The following is a 19,392-nucleotide window of genomic DNA, read 5'->3' on the forward strand; positions in this document are numbered from 1 at the left end:
GGCCCGGCCGCCGCGCCGTACTGCCCCGGACAACGGGGTTCGGGCGGCTCCGCCGCACGCCCCGGCCCTCGGCAGCAGCCCCGGGCACGAGCAGTGGAGGGGACAGCGACAATGCCGGCCGACGAGAGCTCCGCCGCGCGCCGCACGGGCCGTCCACCGGAGGTCGCGGGGATCGGCCGGGTGCTGGCCCGACCCTTCCTGGGCGGACCTCCGGCGCCCGTCGGCCTCGCCCTGCGCGGCAAGCTGGCGGGCACCCGGCAGCCCGTCGTACCGCGCTCCAGGGGCCGCAGCGGCTCAGGCCCCCGCGTGCCCCGTGGCGGTGGCCTGCGGCGGATGTACGAGCAGGCGCGCCGGGCCTGGGACCGCCCGCTGACCGCGTACTACCTGATCCTCGGCGCCGGGCTGCTGATCACCGTGCTCGGGCTGGTGATGGTCTACTCCGCCTCGATGATCAAGGCGCTGGAGCTGTCGAAGCCCGGCACGTATTTCTTCCGCAAGCAGTTCCTCGCCGCCCTCATCGGCTCCGGACTGCTGATCATGGCCTCCCGGATGCCCGTCAAACTCCACCGGGCGCTCGCCTACCCGCTGCTCATGGGCACGGTTTTCCTGATGGTGCTGGTCCAGGTGCCGGGGATAGGGATGTCGGTCAACGGCAACCAGAACTGGCTCTACCTGGGGGGACCCTTCCAGCTCCAGCCCAGTGAGTTCGGCAAGCTCGCCCTGATCCTCTGGGGCGCCGACCTGCTCGCCCGCAAACAGGACAAGCGGCTGCTGGCCCAGTGGAAACACATGCTGGTGCCGCTCGTCCCGGTCGCCTTCATGCTTCTCGGGCTGATCATGCTCGGCGGCGACATGGGAACTGCGATCATTCTCACCGCGATCCTGTTCGGCCTGCTCTGGCTGGCCGGGGCGCCCACCCGGCTGTTCGGCGGGGTGCTCGCCGTCGCAGGGGTGCTGGCCTTCCTGCTGATCAAGACCAGCCCGAACCGGATGTCCCGGCTCAGCTGCATGGGAGTGAGCGAACCCGGGCCCGACGGCTCGTGCTGGCAGGCCGTGCATGGCATCTATGCTCTGGCATCCGGCGGATGGTTCGGATCCGGGCTGGGTGCGAGTGTGGAAAAATGGGGCCAACTGCCCGAACCGCACACCGACTTCATCTTCGCCATCACCGGGGAGGAACTGGGGTTGGCGGGGACGCTGTCGGTGCTCGCCCTCTTCGCGGCTCTAGGCTATGCGGGTATCCGCGTGGCCGGACGCACGGAGGACCCCTTCGTGAGGTACGCCGCGGGAGGTGTGACCACCTGGATCACGGTTCAGGCCGTGATCAACATCGGTGCGGTGCTCGGCCTGCTGCCGATCGCCGGGGTCCCGCTCCCGCTGTTCTCCTACGGGGGATCGGCCCTGCTGCCGACCATGTTCGCGGTGGGGCTCCTGATCGCGTTCGCGCGTGAGGAGCCTGCTGCGAAGGCGGCCCTGGCCATGCGGAGGCCCGGGGTGAGATGGAAGACGATGAGACGGCGCGGCAAGAAGCGTCCGTCCGGAGAGCGGTGAATTTCGGTGCATGTCGTACTCGCCGGCGGGGGGACCGCCGGCCACATCGAGCCCGCGCTTGCCCTCGCGGATGCCCTGCGCAGGCAGGACCCGAGCGTGGGAATCACTGCCCTCGGCACGGAGCGCGGACTCGAGACCAGGCTCGTACCCGAGCGGGGGTACGAACTGGCGCTGATCCCGGCCGTGCCGCTGCCACGCAAGCCCACCCCCGAACTGATCACCGTCCCGGGACGGCTGCGCGGCACCATCAAGGCCGCCGAGCAGATCCTGGAACGCACCAAGGCGGACTGCGTGGTCGGCTTCGGCGGCTATGTCGCCCTGCCCGGCTACCTCGCCGCCAAGCGGGCCGGGGTGCCGATCGTGGTCCACGAGGCCAACGCCCGGCCGGGACTGGCCAACAAGATCGGTTCGCGGTACGCGCACGGGGTCGCCGTCTCCACCCCCGACAGCAAGCTGCGTGGTGCCCGCTACATCGGCATCCCGCTGCGCCGCACCATCGCCACCCTGGACCGGGCCCGGGTCCGCCCTGAGGCGCGCGACGCGTTCGGTCTCGACCCCAACCTGCCCACGCTGCTGGTCTCCGGCGGCTCGCAGGGCGCCCGCCATCTGAACGAGGTGGTCCAGCGGGTCGCCCCGCTGCTGCAGCGTTCCGGGATCCAGATCCTGCATGTGGTCGGCCCGAAGAACGAACTGCCGCGCACCGACAACATGCCCGGGATGCCGCCGTACATCCCGGTACCGTACGTGGACCGGATGGATCTCGCGTACGCAGCGGCCGACATGATGCTCTGCCGCGCGGGTGCGATGACCGTCGCCGAACTCTCCGCCGTCGGGCTTCCCGCCGCCTACGTCCCGCTGCCCATCGGCAACGGCGAACAGCGGCTCAACGCCCAGCCGGTGGTCAATGCCGGCGGCGGTCTGCTGGTGGACGACGCGGCGCTCACCCCCGAGTGGGTGCAGGGCAACGTCCTGCCGGTGCTTGCGGATCCGCACCGGCTGTACGAGATGTCCCGCGCCGCCGCCGAGTTCGGCCGCCGGGACGCCGACGACCTGCTCGTCGGCATGGTGTACGAGGCGATTGCCGCACGCCGCAACGCGTGAGGCCGGCGGGTCCGGGGGTGATGCCCCCGGACCCGGCATAAGGAGCGAGCGTGGCCGGACCGACGACCGCCCAGCGCGGTGCAGGGCAGCAGACGGACAACCCGGCCCGCCCGCCGCGTCCCACCGGGCGCGGACGGCCCAGCCGCAGGCTGCTGGTCGTGATCGCCGTCGTCCTGCTGCTCGCCTCGGGCGCCGTCTGGGCGCTCTACGGCTCGTCCTGGTTCCGGGTCGAAGAGGTGAGGACCACCGGTGTCGACGTGCTGACCCCCGCGGAGGTGGAGTCCGCCGCGGCGGTGCCGATCGGTGCCCCGCTGGTCTCCGTGGACACGGACGCCATGGAGGCCCGGTTGCGCCAGAAGTTGCCTCGTATCGACTCGGTGGATGTCGTACGGTCATGGCCGCACGGAATCGGACTTAAAGTGACCGAACGACAGCCGGTCCTGTTGGTCAAAAAGGGCGCAAAGTTCATTGAAGTGGACGCGAAAGGTGTTCGCTTCGCCACGGTGGACAAAGCGCCCGGGCGCGTACCCCTGCTGGAATTGACACCCGATCAGTCAGCCGGCCTGCGCCGCTTCGGCAGTGGCAGGCTGGTGCGGGAGGCGGTCCGGGTCGCGGGCGAACTTCCCCGCGCAGTCGCCAAGGACACCCAGGTCGTACGGGTCACCTCGTACGACTCGATCTCCCTGGAACTGACCGGGGGGCGCGCGGTGGTCTGGGGCAGCGGCGAAGAGGGTCCGGTGAAGGCAAGAGTTCTCACCGCTCTCATGAAAGCGGCTCCCAAAGCGGGACACTTCGACGTGAGTGCGCCCACCGCTCCCGCCGTGTCGGGCAGTTGACGCACATTTGGCCTGGCCAGCACCCTGGTTGGTCAGCGCTACGGGTGATCACATAGGGTGAAAAGAAAAACGGGAGGTTCGGCGTGTTCGTTGAACGTGCGCCGCTTGTCGACTTAGTGTCCTGTTCGGAAGAGTCCAAGAAGCAGACACACTGGTAACCCTAAACTTCAACGTTAGGGTTTGGGTCGGCGTCGGACCGTCCCAATCGGCATCCGTCGTCGCGGCGGGACTACCGCGAAGCGACGACACGTAAATCGAGGCGAGAGGCCTTCGACGTGGCAGCACCGCAGAACTACCTCGCAGTCATCAAGGTCATCGGTGTCGGCGGCGGTGGTGTCAATGCCATCAACCGAATGATCGAGGTCGGTCTCAAGGGCGTCGAGTTCATCGCGATCAACACTGATGCGCAAGCCCTGTTGATGAGCGACGCCGACGTCAAGCTCGACGTCGGCCGTGAACTCACCCGTGGCCTCGGCGCCGGGGCGAACCCGGCCGTCGGTCGCAAGGCGGCAGAGGACCACCGTGAGGAGATCGAGGAGGTCCTCAAGGGGGCCGACATGGTCTTCGTCACCGCCGGAGAAGGCGGTGGCACCGGCACCGGCGGCGCACCCGTCGTCGCCAACATCGCACGCTCGCTCGGCGCCCTGACGATCGGTGTGGTCACCCGCCCGTTCACCTTCGAGGGCCGTCGTCGCGCGAACCAGGCGGAGGACGGCATCGCCGAGCTCCGCGAAGAGGTCGACACCCTCATCGTCATTCCCAACGACCGGCTGCTGTCCATCTCGGACCGCCAGGTCAGCGTGCTCGACGCGTTCAAGTCGGCCGACCAGGTACTGCTTTCGGGCGTCCAGGGCATCACCGACCTCATCACCACCCCGGGTCTGATCAACCTCGACTTCGCCGACGTCAAGTCGGTCATGTCCGAGGCCGGATCGGCGCTCATGGGCATCGGCTCCGCCCGCGGCGACGACCGTGCGGTGGCCGCGGCGGAGATGGCGATCTCCTCGCCGCTCCTGGAGGCGTCCATCGACGGCGCCCGCGGTGTCCTGCTCTCCATCTCCGGCGGCAGCGACCTCGGTCTCTTCGAGATCAACGAGGCGGCTCAGCTGGTGAGTGAGGCGGCACACCCCGAGGCGAACATCATCTTCGGTGCGGTCATCGACGACGCACTGGGAGACGAGGTCCGGGTCACCGTGATCGCCGCGGGCTTCGACGGCGGGCAGCCGCCCGCCCGTCGCGAGAATGTCCTGGGTGCGGGAAAGCGCGAGGAGGCGGCGCCGCCGGCCCGGGCCGCCGAACCGGTTCGCCAGACGGGCGGCCTCGGTTCCGTAACGCCGCGCGAGGAACCCAAGGCCCCGGTCGAGTCCGTGCCGGTGGCGAACGAGACCCCGATGTCACCGGTCTCGACGCCGCACGTCCCGCCGGCCCGTCCCTACCAGGACTCCCAGGCCGAAGAGCTGGACGTCCCGGACTTCTTGAAGTGATAGCTCAGCACCACGAAGTTTCCCCGGAACCCTCGGGGTATCGCGCTCACTTCGCCTTCACCGACAGGTGGGGCGGGGTGAGCGCCGCTCCGTTCGGGGAACTCAATCTCGGTGGTGCGGTCGGCGACGAACCCGCCGCCGTCCTCGCCAACCGGGAGGCGGCCGCCCGGGGGCTCGGTCTCGATCCGGCGCAGGTCGTCTGGATGAACCAGGTGCACGGGCGGGACGTGGCCGTCGTCGACGGACCCTGGGGAGAGCGTGCGGAGATCCCTGCGGTGGACGCGGTGGTGACCGCGCGACGCGGACTCCCGCTCGCCGTTCTCACCGCGGACTGCACCCCGGTACTTCTTGTGGACCCGGTCGCCGGGATCGCGGCGGCGGCACACGCGGGCCGCCCCGGTCTGGTCGCCGGAGTCGTCCCCGCCGTCGTCGAGGCCATGATCGGACTCGGCGCGGACGCCTCCCGGATCACCGCGCACACCGGACCGGCCGTCTGCGGACGGTGCTACGAAGTCCCCACGGAGATGCGGTCCGACGTCGCCGAAGCCGTTCCCGCATCGTGGTCCGAGACGAGCTGGGGGACACCGGCCGTGGATGTCACCGCCGGAGTCCACGCCCAACTCGAGGCCCTCGGGGTGCGCGACCGGCACGCATCGCCGGTCTGCACCCTCGAATCGGGCGACCACTTCTCGTACCGTCGCGACCGCACCACCGGGCGGCTCGCCGGATATGTCTGGTTGGACTGATAGGGCATGACGGATCGTAGGACGCAACTCGCCGAAAATCTGGCACAGGTGCAGGAACGCATTGCTTCCGCCTGTATCGCCGCCGGTCGCAAAAGGGAAGAAGTGACCCTCATTGTGGTCACGAAGACCTATCCCGCGAGCGATGTGCGGATCCTGCACGAACTCGGTGTGCGTCATGTCGCGGAGAATCGTGACCAGGACGCCGCACCCAAGGCAGCCGCTTGCGCGGATCTGTCGCTCACATGGCACTTTGTCGGACAACTGCAGACGAATAAGGTTCGTTCTGTGGTGAGTTATGCCGATGTCGTGCAGTCCGTGGACCGGATCAAGTTGGTCACGGCCCTCTCGGCCGCCGCGGTGCGCGAGGGGCGCGAACTCGGGTGCCTCATCCAGGTCGCACTCGACGCGGAGAGCGGCGAGCGCGGCGACCGGGGCGGCGTCGCGCCGGACGGGATCGAGGAGTTGGCCGCCGCGGTGGAGGTCGCGCCGGGGCTCCGGCTCGACGGACTGATGACCGTGGCGCCGCTCTCCGGACCGTACGCGGGACGGCAACGGGCCGCATTCGACCGGCTGATGGAATTCTCATCCCGCCTGCGCGGGAACCATCCGGCTGCGAACATGGTCTCTGCAGGAATGAGTGCGGACCTCGAGGAAGCGGTTGCGGCCGGAGCGACACATGTACGCGTCGGTACTGCGGTACTCGGAGTCCGACCCGGGCTCGGGTAACGTCGCCAAGCAAGTCGGACCACAGCAGAAAATATGGTCATTCCCGCCGATGGCGGGCAGGCCTGAGTGGATCGCGGGCACTTGGTGACAGATGCCGATCCACCACAGAGCGGAGGACTCAGAGCATGGCCGGCGCGATGCGCAAGATGGCGGTCTACCTCGGCCTCGTGGAGGACGATGGGTACGACGGTCCGGGGTTCGACCCCGACGACGAATTCGAACCCGAGCCGGAGCCGGAGCGCGACCGGCGGAGGCACCAGCCCGCGCATCAGGTGGAGCGGGACGAACCGGTACGAGTGGTGCAGCCGCCCGCGCAGCGGGAGCCGGTTCAGATCCCGGCGGAGAGTGTGCGACCCGCCCGGATCGCGCCCGTGGCATCCATCACACCTGAACGCCCGAACATGGAGAAGAACGCACCGGTGATCATGCCCAAGGTTGTGTCCGAGCGGGAGCCCTACCGCATCACCACGTTGCACCCCCGGACCTACAACGAGGCCCGTACCATCGGGGAACACTTCCGTGAGGGCACTCCGGTGATCATGAATCTCACGGAGATGGACGATACGGACGCGAAGCGACTTGTCGACTTTGCCGCAGGACTCGTCTTCGGTCTCCATGGCAGCATTGAACGGGTGACGCAGAAGGTGTTCCTGTTGTCGCCTGCTAACGTCGATGTCACGGCGGAGGACAAGGCCCGCATCGCTGAGGGCGGATTCTTCAACCAGAGCTGAGAACACGACACCGGAACGACCCGGCCGCAAGGCCGGAGCTTACGAGAGCCAGGGGAGAGGGAAGCGCGAAATGGGCGTCGCACTGCAGGTTGTCTATATCGCGCTGATGTGTTTCCTCATCGTGCTGATCTTCCGGCTGGTCATGGACTACGTCTTCCAGTTCGCACGTTCATGGCAGCCCGGCAAGCCGATGGTGGTGCTTCTCGAAGCCACCTACACTGTCACCGATCCACCGCTCAAGCTTCTGCGGCGGTTCATTCCGCCGCTGCGTCTCGGGGGCGTGGCACTCGACCTGTCCTTCTTCGTTCTGATGATCATCGTCTACATCCTGATCTCGATCGTGACCAGGCTGTGAACGACACGGTCTTGCCGACTGCCGACGACTACGTAGAGGTGAAGAAGAGATGCCGCTGACCCCCGAGGACGTGCGGAACAAGCAGTTCACGACCGTCCGCCTCCGAGAAGGCTATGACGAGGACGAGGTCGATGCCTTCCTCGACGAGGTCGAGTCCGAGCTGACCCGCCTGCTCCGTGAGAACGAGGACCTGCGCGCCAAGCTGGCCGCCGCCACGCGTGCTGCCGCGCAGAACCAGCAGCAGGGCATGCGCAAGCCGGAGCCGCAGGACCGTCCCGGTGCACCGGTACCCGCCGCCATATCTGGTCCGCCGGTCCAGCAGCAGCCCCCGCAGATGGGTCCGCCCCAGCTGCCCGGTGGTGCTCCGCAGCTGCCCGCCGGTCCCAGTGGTCACGGTCCCCAGCAGCACGGCCCCGGTCCGCAGGGTCAGCATGGCCCCGGCCCGATGCAGGGCGGTCCCATGGGTGGCCCGATGGGCGGCCCCATGGGTCACGTGCCGCAGCCGCAGATGCAGCAGATGCAGCAGCCGCAGATGCAGCAGCCGCAGATGCAGCAGCCCGGTCAGGGCCCCGGTGGCGACAGTGCCGCCCGTGTCCTCTCGCTCGCGCAGCAGACCGCCGACCAGGCGATCGCGGAGGCCCGTTCCGAGGCCAACAAGATCGTCGGCGAGGCCCGCAGCCGTGCCGAGGGTCTGGAGCGCGACGCGCGTGCCAAGGCGGACGCGCTGGAGCGGGACGCGCAGGAGAAGCACCGCGTGGCGATGGGCTCGCTGGAGTCGGCCCGCGCGACGCTGGAGCGCAAGGTCGAGGACCTGCGTGGCTTCGAGCGCGAGTACCGGACCCGGCTGAAGTCCTACCTGGAGAGTCAGCTGCGTCAGCTGGAGACCCAGGCCGACGACTCGCTGGCCCCGCCGCGGAGTCCGGCGGCCGCGTCGCTGCCGCCGTCGCCCTCGCTGGCTCCGGCCGGTGCGGGTGCCATGGGTCACACCATGGGCGGCAATCACGGTGGTCACGGCGGCCCGCAGATGGGCGGCAACCCGTCCATGGGCGGTGGGCCCTCGTACGGCGGCCAGCAGCAGATGTCGCCGGCGATGACTCAGCCGATGGCGCCGGTGCGGCCGCAGGCGCCGCAGCCGATGCAGCAGGCGCCGTCGCCGATGCGTGGGTTCCTGATCGACGAGGACGACAACTGAGCGGGTTGCGCGCGCTGAGCGCGTAGCCGTCGGCAGGCAAAGGGCCGGGCCCCGGGGTTGACCCCGGGGCCCGGCCCTTTGCCGTGGGCGGGGGAACTTGCGGCGGGTCCGTTCCCCACTAACCGCCCCGGACACCCCGCCTCACACGTCGGCGAGGCCGAGTATTCAGCCCGTACGGTGTTCGAGAACCGGGGGTCCGGGGGCGGGCCCCCGGTTTCGGGAAGGGGTGGGTGGGGGAACAGCGAGAGGCCCGGCCGGACGCGTTCCGGCCGGGCCTCTCGTGGTGTGGGTTACTGCTCCGTCTTGCGGAGGCGGAACGCCAGCGCCAGGCCCTCGTCCTCGAACGGGGTGCCGTACGCCCCGTCCGCCTCGCCCTGCGCGTAGTCCAGCGCGAGCACCTCGTCCGCGATGAGCGGCGCGTGCTCGGTCAGTGCCTCGACCGTCTCGGGGGACGTGGACGTCCAGCGGACGGCGATGCGGTCCGCCACATCCAGGCCGCTGTTCTTGCGGGCCTCCTGGATCAGCCGGATCGCGTCACGGGCCAGGCCCGCACGCCGCAGCTCCGGGGTGATCTCCAGGTCGAGGGCGACCGTCGCGCCCGAGTCGGACGCCACCGACCAGCCTTCGCGCGGCGTCTCGGTGATGATCACCTCGTCGGGGGCGAGGGCGACTGTCTCACCGTCGACGTCGACCGACGCCGTGCCCTCGCGCAGGGCCAGGGAGAGCGCCGCGGCGTCGGCGTTCGCGACTGCCTTCGCCACCGCCTGGACGCCCTTGCCGAACCGCTTGCCCAGCGCCCGGAAGTTCGCCTTCGCCGTTGTGTCGACCAGCGAGCCGCCGACATCCGAGAGGGAGGCGAGCGAGGAGACGTTCAGCTCCTCGGTGATCTGGGCGTGCAGTTCGGGGGAGAGGGACTCGAAGCCGGACGCCGCGACCAGGGCGCGGGACAGCGGCTGACGGGTCTTGACGCCCGACTCGGCGCGCGTGGCCCGGCCGAGCTCGACCAGGCGGCGCACCAGCGCCATCTGCGTGGAGAGCGCCGGGTCGATCGCGGACAGGTCCGCCTTCGGCCAGGAGGACAGGTGCACCGACTCCGGGGAGTCCGTGGTCACCGGGACGACCAGGTCCTGCCAGACCCGCTCGGTGATGAACGGGGTCAGCGGGGCCATCAGACGCGTGACCGTCTCGATGACCTCGTGCAGCGTGCGCAGCGCCGCCTTGTCGCCCTGCCAGAAGCGGCGACGGGAGCGGCGTACGTACCAGTTGGACAAGTCGTCCACGAACGCGGACAGGAGCTTGCCGGCGCGCTGGGTGTCGTACCCCTCCAGTGCCTGCGTGACCTGGTCCACCAGCGCGTTCAGCTCGCTGAGCAGCCAGCGGTCGAGGACTGTGCGGTCCGCCGGGTCCGGGTCGGCCGCGGACGGCGCCCAGTTCGACGTGCGCGCGTACAGTGCCTGGAAGGCGACCGTGTTCCAGTACGTGAGGAGGGTCTTGCGCACGACCTCCTGGATCGTGCCGTGGCCCACGCGCCGCGCCGCCCACGGGGAGCCGCCCGCCGCCATGAACCAGCGGACCGCGTCCGCGCCGTGCTGGTCCATGAGCGGGATCGGCTGGAGGATGTTGCCCAGGTGCTTGGACATCTTCCGGCCGTCCTCGGCGAGGATGTGGCCCAGGCAGACCACGTTCTCGTACGAGGACTTGTCGAAGACCAGCGTGCCGACGGCCATCAGCGTGTAGAACCAGCCGCGGGTCTGGTCGATCGCCTCGGAGATGAACTGCGCCGGGTAGCGGCTCTCGAACAGCTCCTTGTTCTTGTACGGGTAGCCCCACTGCGCGAATGGCATCGAACCCGAGTCGTACCAGCCGTCGATGACCTCCGGGACGCGGTACGCCTCCAGCTGGCAGTTCTCGTGCGAGCAGGTGAACGTGATCGCGTCGATGAACGGACGGTGCGGGTCCAGGTCCGACTGGTCGGTTCCGGTGAGCTCGGTGAGCTCGGCACGGGAGCCGACGCAGGTGAGGTGGCTGTCCTCGCAGCGCCAGATCGGCAGCGGGGTGCCCCAGTAGCGGTTGCGGGACAGCGCCCAGTCGACGTTGTTGTTCAGCCAGTCACCGAAGCGGCCGTTCTTGACCGAGTCGGGGAACCAGTTGGTCTTCTCGTTCTCTTCGAGGAGCCGGTCCTTGATGGCGGTCGTACGGATGTACCAGGACGGCTGCGCGTAGTAGAGCAGCGCGGTGTGGCAGCGCCAGCAGTGCGGGTAGCTGTGCTCGTAGGGGACGTGGCGGAACAGCTTGCCGCGGGCGGCCAGGTCCTCGGTGAGCGCCTCGTCGGCCTTCTTGAAGAAGACGCCGCCGACCAGCGGCAGGTTCTCCTCGAAGGTACCGTCGGGGCGGACCGGGTTCACGACCGGCAGGCCGTAGGCGCGGCAGACCTTGAGGTCGTCCTCACCGAAGGCGGGGGACTGGTGGACCAGACCCGTACCGTCCTCGGTCGTCACGTACGCGGCGTTGACGACGTAGTGCGCCGGGGCGCTGTCGCTCGGGAAGTCGACGAGGGCGAACGGGCGCTCGTACGTCCAGCGCTCCATCTCGCGGCCGGTGAAGGACTGGCCGGTGAGTTCCCAGCCCTCGCCGAGCGCCTTCTCCAGGAGGGGCTGGGCGACGACGAGCTTCTCCTCGCCGTTGCTCGCGACGACGTACGTGACGTCGGGGTGCGCGGCGACGGCGGTGTTGGAGACCAGGGTCCACGGGGTGGTCGTCCAGACCAGCAGCGCGGCCTCGCCGGCCAGCGGGCCGGAGGTGAGCGGGAACCGTACGAAGACCGAGGGGTCGACGACCGTCTCGTATCCCTGCGCCAGCTCGTGGTCCGAGAGGCCGGTGCCGCAGCGCGGACACCACGGGGCGACGCGGTGGTCCTGGACCAGCAGGTCCTTTTTGAAGATCTCCTTCAGGGACCACCAGACGGAGTCGATGTACGACGGGTCCATCGTGCGGTACGCGTCGTCCAGGTCGACCCAGTAGCCCATCCGGGTCGTGAGCTCGGTGAACGCGTCGGTGTGGCGGGTCACGGACTCGCGGCACTTGGCGTTGAACTCGGCGATGCCGTACGCCTCGATGTCCTTCTTGCCGTTGAAGCCCAGCTCCTTCTCGACCGCGAGCTCGACCGGCAGTCCGTGGCAGTCCCAGCCGGCCTTGCGGCCGACGTGGTAGCCCTGCATGGTGCGGAAGCGGGGGAAGACGTCCTTGAAGACGCGGGCCTCGATGTGGTGGGCGCCCGGCATGCCGTTGGCGGTCGGCGGGCCCTCGTAGAAGACCCATTCGGGGCGGCCCTCGGACTGTTCGAGGCTCGTGGCGAAGACCTTGCTCTCGCGCCAGAAGTCGAGCACGGCGTGCTCCAGCGCAGGAAGGTCGATCTGGGCGGGTACCTGGCGGTACTGCAGCGATGTCATGGGCGAAATTCCTCCGGCGGACGTTTTCCACTTCCGTCGGAGGGACGAGAACCGTGCGGTTCCCGCGGTACCACCCTCCTTGGCCCCGGGCGTGCGCCCGTGGCCCCCTCATTGGGGTCGCGATGCCGGTTCTACTTGCCTTGCGGCGTTCTTCCGACGGCTCCGGGTGATCTTCACGACGCGCTCGCCCCCGGGCTTCCACCGTCCCCGGGTCGCTCCTGGCTGCGTACGGCGCTACTCGTCCCATCGACGCCTCTCGCTGGGCCCAGTGTACGGGCCCGTACGGGCGACGGCCGACCGGTTTATCCCGGGGGCGCGGGCGTGACCCGAATGGCGAGAGGGGGTGTGCGGAGTCCCGGCGGGGGCGCGGAGGGCGGATTACCGGGCGGGGAGCTGGGAACAACGGATTCAGGCGCGCGCTGATCCGACACCGGGAGGGGCGATTCGGCGGCGTGCCCCGTTGCCGCGGGGCTGGGGTCGATTTATCGTCCCAGCACGATTCGCGTGCAAGATCACAATATGTGAAGGGGCCGCGGCCATGGTGGCGAAGAAGACCGCCGTACAGAAGTCGGCGTCAGCGAGATCCACGGGTGTGGCGGCCGAGGAGACGAACGGAGACGTGGGCACGGAGACCGTCCTGGAGCCGGGTCCGAGGAAGGCCGCGGCGAAGAAGGCTGCCGCGAAGAAGGCCGCGGCGAAGAAGACCGCGGCACGGAGGACGGCCGCGCACGAGGCGGACGGAGGGCGGACGGCCGACGGTGACACCGGCGGCAGGCACGCGGCACCTGGCACGAAGGCCGCTGCGAAGAAGGGCGCGGTCAAGAAGGCTTCGAAGAAGGCCGCTGCGGCGGCCACGGGGGCGGCCGAGGCCGCCGAGCAGACGGGAGCCCACACGGTGGTAGCCAAGAAGAGCGCGGCTCGGACCCGGACGTCCGACAAGGACGCGGCGCCGGTGCCGCCGGCCCGGGTCGCGACAGCGCCCGGGGAACTGGCCGTACGGCCGGGCGAGGACCCCTGGACGCCGGAGGAGGTCGCCGAGGCGCGGGCCGAGCTGGCCAGCGAGGTCACGCGGCTCCGCAGTGAGCTGGAGGCGTCGGGTGCGGCGCTCGCCGGGCTGATGCGGGACTCGGGTGACGGGGCCGGTGACGACGAGGCGGACACCGGCACGAAGAACATCACCCGTGAGCACGAGATGGCGCTCGCCGCCAACGCCACGGAGATGCTGGAGCAGACCGAGCGGGCGCTGGCCCGGCTCGACGCGGGGACCTACGGACTGTGCGAGATCTGCGGCAAGCCGATCGGAAAGGCGCGGATGCAGGCGTTCTCCCGGGCCACTCTCTGTGTCGAGGACAAACAGAAGCAGGAGCGTCGCGGCTGATTCAGGGAGGTGTGTCGTACCCTCGTCTTCGGTCAGGAACCTAGGTTGAGGGACTCACGTGGCAGAGGCGGAGCGCATCATCGGTACGCCGGACATCCCTGATGCTGAGGGGACCGAGGCCCCCGAGGGCGAGCTCGGGGGCACGGACGCGGAAACGGACCGGGCCGATGCCCCCGGCAAGGGCGAGCGGAAGATCGTGGTGCTCTTCGCCGTAGCCGTCTTCGCCTATCTGCTCGACCTGATCAGCAAGATGATCGTGGTCGCGAAGCTGGAGCACCAGCAGCCCATCGAGATCTTCGGCGACTGGCTGCGCTTCGACGCGATCCGGAACGCGGGCGCCGCGTTCGGCATCGGCGAGGCGTTCACGGTGATCTTCACCGCCATCGCGGCGACGGTGATCGTGGTCATCGCCCGCCTCGCCCGCAAGCTCTACAGCCTGCCGTGGGCGATCGCGCTCGGTCTGCTGCTCGGCGGTGCGCTCGGCAACCTCACCGACCGGATCTTCCGCTCGCCGGGCGTCTTCAAGGGCGCGGTGGTGGACTTCATCGCCCCGGCGCACTTCGCCGTCTTCAACCTCGCGGACTCCGCCATCGTCTGCGGCGGCATCCTGATCGTGATCCTTTCCTTCAGGGGCCTGGACCCCGACGGCACCGTGCACAAGGACTAGCAGGGGCAAGGCATACTCGACAGGTGAGTACGTATCCCGAGGTCCGCACCCTGCCCGTTCCCGACGGTCTGGAAGGCGAGCGTGTCGACGCCGCCATTTCCCGCATGTTCGGCTTCTCCCGCACCAAGGCCGCCGAGCTGGCCGCTGCCGGAAAGGTGCAGGTGGACGGCGCTGTGGTCGGGAAGTCCGAGCGGGTGCAGGGCGGTGCCTGGCTGGAAGTGGTGATGCCGCAGGCACCCGCGCCGGTGCAGATCGTCGCCGAGCCCGTCGAGGGCATGGAGATCGTGCACGACGACGACGACATCGTCGTGATCGTGAAGCCGGTCGGGGTCGCCGCCCACCCGAGCCCCGGCTGGACCGGCACGACGGTCATCGGCGGTCTCGCCGCGGCCGGCTACCGGATCTCGACCTCGGGCGCCGCCGAGCGCCAGGGCATCGTCCACCGCCTCGACGTCGGCACCTCGGGCCTGATGGTCGTCGCCAAGTCCGAGCGGGCCTACACATTGCTGAAGGGCCAGTTCCGCGACCGGGTCGTCGAGAAGAAGTACCACGCTCTGGTCCAGGGCCACCCGGACCCGATGAGCGGCACCATCGACGCCCCCATCGGGCGCCATCCCACGCACGACTACAAGTGGGCGGTCACGGCCGAGGGCAAGCCTTCCGTGACGCACTACGACCTGATCGAGGCGTACCGGTCCGCGAGCCTTCTCGACATCAAGCTGGAGACGGGCCGTACGCACCAGATCCGGGTGCACATGTCCGCCCACCGCCACCCCTGCGTCGGCGACCTGACGTACGGCGCCGACCCGACGGTGGCCAAGCGCCTCGGGCTGACGCGGCAGTGGCTGCACGCGGTCCGGCTCGGCTTCGAGCACCCGTCGGACGGCAACTGGGTGGAGTTCGCCAGCAGCTACCCGGACGACCTCCAGCAGGCCCTCGACAGGATCGCGGCGGAGAGCCGGTGACCAACGCCCCGGCCCCGTACACCACGCGCATCGCCGTCGACGAGAGCGACCTCGCGGCCTGTTTCCAGGTTCGCAAGGAGGTCTTCGTCGGTGAGCAGAACGTGGCCGAGGAGATCGAGTACGACGCCTACGACGCGGGCGCGCTGCATGTGATCGCGGTCGCGGCGGACGGCACGACGCTCGGCACGGGACGGCTGCTGCACGGCGCGGGCGTGGCCGCCAAGACCGGTGGCGACCTCACCGTCGGCTCGCTCGGCCGGCTCGCGGTGACCAGCCGGGCGCGCGGTCTCGGGGTCGGCGCGGCGCTGGTACGGGCCATCGAGGAAGCGGCCCGCGGTCTCGGTCTGACCGCCGTGGACCTGCACGCCCAGACCCATGCGCTCGGCTTCTACGAGCGGCTCGGGTATGTGGCGTACGGCCCCGGGTTCCCGGATGCGGGGATCCCCCACCGGGCGATGCGCCGCAGCCTGTAGAACACACCGGGCGCCGTTCCGGTCGTACGGCCGGAACGGCACCCTCGCACACGTCTGAGAGCCTGTCGGGTGACCTTCGATTCGGCAGCGCCGGAAGCGTGCCTGCCAGGGCGTGGCCGCCCGATCAGAGGTCACCCGACAGGCTCTGAGTCGGCCCGGCGGGCCCCAGCGCGTCCAGGCTCCGTTCGACGGCACGTCGCGCGGAACGGGCTCCGGGCGAGGCGCGCCGTGCGGTGTGATCACCGCTGTGCCGCCACGCGGCAGGGTGACCGTGATCCGGCCCGGACCGGAGTCCCGCCAGTGCAGCGGGCGCCCGCGCCCGTTCCTTACGCGACAGCTTCGCCGAGGCGATGAGGGTGCGCACACCCCAGCGGATGAGCGAGAGGTCGTACGTGCTGTCCGTGGCATCGGCGTACCCGGGTCGGCAGGTTGTGCTCGAAGCGGCGGAACGCGCCTGTCACGGAGTCGAGTTCGGGGTGGTTGGAGCCGTGGATCGGTGCCATACCGATCTGGACGTTGAGGTTCCGCCGGACCGCGGTCCAGTTGTTGCCGATCTCCGGGAACCATGGACCCCACTCGGAGATCGTCGGTCCCCAGGAGCGGGTCGACGCGGCGAGCTTGTAGAGCTGGATGAGGTAGAAGCTCCGCAGCTGCTTGTTCGGTACGGAGAGGAAGCCGCGCCGGTCGTACGCGTGCCACCAGCGGCGGTGACGGTCCACCAGCTTCTCCGGGCCGATGGTGAGCGTACGGTCCACCGCCCGTAGCGCCTCGTCCGTCGCCTTCGCCACCTGGCCGGGGAACCGGTACACGAGGTGCGCGGCGAGCAGCCTGCCGGTGCCCTCGCTCCGTTCGCGCCAGGGAGGCGGGCAGGAAGGGGTGTTGTCCGCTTTACAGGCTATTGCGTGGCACGCTGGAACCACTGATCGACCGACCACCGGGTTCCGGTCGGCATGCTCCGGAAGGCACATCGTGGACCAACTGGCACTGCTCCTCCTGCTGTTGCTCGGAGCCGTGGTCACGGTGCCACTGGGGGAACGTCTCGGGCTGCCCGCGCCGGTGCTGATGACGCTCGCCGGAGCCGGCATGGCGTTCCTCAGCTTCGTCCCGAATGTGGACGTCCCGCCGGAGATCATTCTTCCCGCGCTGCTGCCGCCGCTGCTCTACGCCTCCGTGCAGCGCACCTCCTGGCGGCAGTTCGCCGCCAACAAACGACCGATCTTTCTGCTGGCCGTGGCACTGGTCTTCGTGACGACGGCCGCCGTCGCCGCCGTCGCCAACGCGATCGTCCCCGGGCTGCCCCTCGCCGCCGCCGTGGCGCTCGGTGCGCTCGTCGCCCCGCCCGACCCGGTCGCCGCGACCGCGGTCGCGGGATCGCTCGGCCTGCCGCGCAGGCTCGTCTCCATCCTGGAGGGCGAGGGACTGTTCAACGACGTGACCGCGATCGTGCTCTACCACGTGGCGATCGCCGCCGCGGTGAGCGGCACCTTCTCGCTGCCGAAGGCCTTCGGGCTGCTGATCCTCTCCGCCGTGGTCGCCGTGGTGGTCGGTCTCGCGCTGGGCTGGCTGACCATCAAGCTCATGGGACTGCTCGGCGACGCGACGCTCCAGGTCGGGCTGACGCTGCTGGTGCCGTTCGTGAGCTACGTGCTCGCGGAGGAGCTGATGGGGTCGGGTGTGCTTGCCGTGCTCACCACCGCGCTGTTCCTCGCCGAGCACACCGCCGACGCGGACGACGTGCTGGGCCGTCTCGCCGGCCGCAGCTTCTGGGAGATCGTCGACACCCTCGTCACCGGCGTCGCCTTCGGTCTGATCGGTCTCGAACTGCACAACGTCTTCGGCACGTCGCACGGCCGCGCCTGGCAGATGGCCGGCTGGGGCCTGGTGGTCGTCGCGGTCGTCGTCGGCGTACGGCTGCTGTATCTGCTGCCCGCGACCTGGCTCGCCAAGCGGCTGCACACCCGCCGCCACTACAGCGAGGAGATCCCCACCAGCTGGCGCGAGACCGTCGTGATGTGGTGGGCCGGGATGCGCGGGGTGGCCTCCGTCGCGCTGGCCCTCGCGATCCCGCTGGAGACGGACGACGGGAAACCGTTCCCCGGCCGCGACGAGATCGTCTTCATCGCCTTCGTCGTGATCATGGCGACCCTGGTCGTCCAGGGGCTCACTCTGCCGTGGCTGGTACGGAAGCTCGGCGTCCGCGCCGACACGGATGCGGAGGCGGCGCTGGAACGGGACCTCGCGTTCCGCGCCGCGAAGGCCGCGAAGCACCGGCTCAAGGAGATCCAGGAGGCCGAGGAGTTCCCGGAAGAGGTCGTGGAGCGGCTGCATCGGCTGGCGTACGACGTGGGGGCGCGGATCAGCCCCGGCATGGTCGACGAGGACCGGCGCGAGGCGTACGCGAAGCGCGCCGAGCGGCTCCGGGCGGTCAACCGGGTGCAGCGCGAGATGATGTCCGCCGCCCGGCACGCGGTGCTGTCCGCACGCAGCGAGTCGGGGACGGACCCGGAGGTGGTCGACCGGGTGCTGCGGCAGCTGGACGTGCGCAGCCTGCGCTGACCCGGGCGCCCCTGGTCGGCGCTCCGGGCCCGTAACCCTCAGCCGCGGCCGGTCCGGGGCGCCACCTCGTGCGTGTCGGACGGCTTGTTGCCGTCCGGGTGGGGCAGATAGGGCCACTGGTCGCCCGGAGGCAGCGCCGCGGGCGCCGTCGCGATCCGCGGCAGCGCGTAGGGATGGTGGTCGCGCAGCCAGCCGATCAGCTGCTCCCGCACGGCGCAGCGCACCGTCCAGATGTCGTCCGCGTCCTTCGCCGTGACCACCGCGCGCACCTGCATCGTCGACGGGGTGGTGTCCGTGACGGCGAGGGACCAGTCGCGGCCGTCCCAGGCGCCGCACTCACCCAGGATGTCCCGCAGCTGCTCACGCATCGCGGCGACGGGGGCGCTGTGGTCGAGATGGAAGAAGACCGAACCGGTCATCTGGACTCCGCCGCGCGACCAGTTCTCGAACGGCTTGCTGGTGAAGTACGAGACCGGCATCGTGATCCGCCGCTCGTCCCAGGTCCGTACCGCGAGGAAGGTGAGGGTGATCTCCTCGATCGTGCCCCACTCGCCGTCCACCACCACCGTGTCGCCGATCCGCACCATGTCGCCGAAGGCGATCTGCAGCCCCGCGAAGAGGTTGCCGAGCGTGGACTGGGCGGCGATGCCCGCGACGATGCCGAGGACGCCGGCCGAGGCCAGCATCGAGGTGCCGAAGGTCCGCATCGCGGGGAACGTCAGCAGCATCGCGCCGGCCGCCACGGTCGCCACGATCGCGGTGACCACCCGCTGGATGAGCGTCACCTGCGTACGGACCCGCCGCACCCGCGCCGGATCGCGGGTGTTCGCCGCGTACCTGGCGTAGACGGAGTCGACGACGGCCGTCGCGATCCGGACCACCAGCCAGGCCGATGTCCCGATCAGTACCAGCGCCAGTACCTGGCCGATCGCGGCGCGGTGGTCCGTCACCACGTCGAGCCCGGCATGCGTGTAACTGCCTCTCAGCAGCGCCGTGCAGAGCACCAGCAGCAGCGGGATCCGGCAGCGACGCAGCAGACCCCACAGCGGTGTGTCGGGCTGCCGGGCACCGGCGCGCCGGAGCAGCACATCGACTCCCCAGCCCACCAGCAGCGTGAGCACCACCGAGCCACCGACGACGACCAGCGGACGCAGAACGTTCTCCATCCCGTCGTTCTCCATG

General features: G+C 69.7%; 17 protein-coding genes. 14 read left to right on the plus strand and 3 right to left on the minus strand.

Annotation, left to right across the window (positions count from 1 at the left end):
• The first annotated feature begins 111 nt into the window (after positions 1–111).
• From ftsW to AB0I23_RS10105, 9 genes are all read left to right on the plus strand, one after another.
• Positions 112–1,551, plus strand: coding sequence for a putative lipid II flippase FtsW (gene ftsW / locus AB0I23_RS10065; protein ID WP_359108609.1), 1,440 nt, complete (start codon positions 112–114; stop codon positions 1,549–1,551).
• A 6-nt stretch (positions 1,552–1,557) separates the two neighbouring features.
• The gene (murG, locus tag AB0I23_RS10070; protein ID WP_359108611.1) at positions 1,558–2,652 is read left to right on the plus strand and encodes an undecaprenyldiphospho-muramoylpentapeptide beta-N-acetylglucosaminyltransferase; all 1,095 of its coding nucleotides are present in this window, start codon (positions 1,558–1,560) and stop codon (positions 2,650–2,652) included.
• Positions 2,653–2,702: 50 nt separating this feature from the next.
• The gene (locus AB0I23_RS10075) at positions 2,703–3,488 is read left to right on the plus strand and encodes a cell division protein FtsQ/DivIB (RefSeq protein WP_359108613.1); all 786 of its coding nucleotides are present in this window, start codon (positions 2,703–2,705) and stop codon (positions 3,486–3,488) included.
• A gap of 275 nt (positions 3,489–3,763) precedes the next feature.
• Positions 3,764–4,972, plus strand: coding sequence for a cell division protein FtsZ (ftsZ, locus tag AB0I23_RS10080; protein ID WP_359108614.1), 1,209 nt, complete (start codon positions 3,764–3,766; stop codon positions 4,970–4,972).
• Positions 4,969–5,718 carry a peptidoglycan editing factor PgeF gene (pgeF, locus tag AB0I23_RS10085; protein ID WP_436846908.1) on the plus strand — a complete coding sequence of 250 codons (750 nt, stop codon included), beginning with the start codon at positions 4,969–4,971 and terminating at the stop codon, positions 5,716–5,718. The genes ftsZ and pgeF overlap by 4 nt, the downstream gene beginning before the upstream one ends.
• Positions 5,719–5,724: 6 nt before the next feature.
• Positions 5,725–6,444, plus strand: coding sequence for a YggS family pyridoxal phosphate-dependent enzyme (locus AB0I23_RS10090; protein ID WP_359108616.1), 720 nt, complete (start codon positions 5,725–5,727; stop codon positions 6,442–6,444).
• A gap of 125 nt (positions 6,445–6,569) precedes the next feature.
• Positions 6,570–7,175, plus strand: coding sequence for a cell division protein SepF (locus tag AB0I23_RS10095; protein WP_329164181.1), 606 nt, complete (start codon positions 6,570–6,572; stop codon positions 7,173–7,175).
• A 70-nt stretch (positions 7,176–7,245) separates the two neighbouring features.
• Positions 7,246–7,530, plus strand: coding sequence for a YggT family protein (locus tag AB0I23_RS10100; RefSeq protein WP_037697102.1), 285 nt, complete (start codon positions 7,246–7,248; stop codon positions 7,528–7,530).
• Between the two features lie 49 nt (positions 7,531–7,579).
• A complete protein-coding gene (locus AB0I23_RS10105) occupies positions 7,580–8,722 on the plus strand; it encodes a DivIVA domain-containing protein (protein WP_359108618.1) in 1,143 nt (380 codons plus the stop codon).
• 290 nt (positions 8,723–9,012) lie between these two features.
• Here the strand turns inward: AB0I23_RS10105 and ileS are convergent, their stop codons facing one another.
• Positions 9,013–12,171 (minus strand): isoleucine--tRNA ligase, encoded by a 3,159-nt coding sequence (gene ileS / locus AB0I23_RS10110; RefSeq protein WP_359108620.1) that lies wholly within the window; start codon positions 12,169–12,171, stop codon positions 9,013–9,015.
• 538 nt (positions 12,172–12,709) lie between these two features.
• On the opposite strand from ileS, the gene AB0I23_RS10115 reads away from it, so the two are divergent.
• The 4 genes from AB0I23_RS10115 to AB0I23_RS10130 are packed head-to-tail and all read left to right on the plus strand — an operon-like array spanning position 12,710 to position 15,654.
• Entirely contained in the window at positions 12,710–13,549 is an 840-nt protein-coding gene (locus AB0I23_RS10115; RefSeq protein WP_359108622.1) for a TraR/DksA family transcriptional regulator, read from the plus strand.
• A gap of 58 nt (positions 13,550–13,607) precedes the next feature.
• Positions 13,608–14,216: a signal peptidase II gene (lspA, locus tag AB0I23_RS10120; protein WP_359108624.1), complete on the plus strand. Its 609-nt coding sequence runs from the start codon at positions 13,608–13,610 to the stop codon at positions 14,214–14,216.
• Positions 14,217–14,239: 23 nt separating this feature from the next.
• The gene (locus AB0I23_RS10125; protein WP_359108626.1) at positions 14,240–15,181 is read left to right on the plus strand and encodes an RluA family pseudouridine synthase; all 942 of its coding nucleotides are present in this window, start codon (positions 14,240–14,242) and stop codon (positions 15,179–15,181) included.
• Positions 15,178–15,654, plus strand: a complete 477-nt coding sequence (locus tag AB0I23_RS10130; RefSeq protein WP_359108627.1) for a GNAT family N-acetyltransferase — start codon at positions 15,178–15,180, stop codon at positions 15,652–15,654. Before AB0I23_RS10125 ends, AB0I23_RS10130 begins: the two co-directional genes overlap by 4 nt.
• A 326-nt stretch (positions 15,655–15,980) precedes the next feature.
• On the opposite strand, the gene AB0I23_RS10135 is transcribed toward AB0I23_RS10130, so the two are convergent.
• A complete protein-coding gene (locus AB0I23_RS10135) occupies positions 15,981–16,442 on the minus strand; it encodes a hypothetical protein (RefSeq protein WP_359108629.1) in 462 nt (153 codons plus the stop codon).
• Between the two features lie 181 nt (positions 16,443–16,623).
• Between AB0I23_RS10135 and AB0I23_RS10140 the strand changes: the two genes are divergently transcribed.
• A complete protein-coding gene (locus tag AB0I23_RS10140) occupies positions 16,624–18,210 on the plus strand; it encodes a Na+/H+ antiporter (protein WP_359108632.1) in 1,587 nt (528 codons plus the stop codon).
• A 38-nt stretch (positions 18,211–18,248) separates the two neighbouring features.
• On the opposite strand, the gene AB0I23_RS10145 is transcribed toward AB0I23_RS10140, so the two are convergent.
• A complete protein-coding gene (locus AB0I23_RS10145; RefSeq protein ID WP_359108824.1) occupies positions 18,249–19,376 on the minus strand; it encodes a mechanosensitive ion channel family protein in 1,128 nt (375 codons plus the stop codon).
• Positions 19,377–19,392 lie beyond the last annotated feature (16 nt).

The organism is Streptomyces atratus, assembly GCF_040655115.1.
Classification (GTDB): Bacteria; Actinomycetota; Actinomycetes; order Streptomycetales; family Streptomycetaceae; genus Streptomyces; species Streptomyces atratus_D.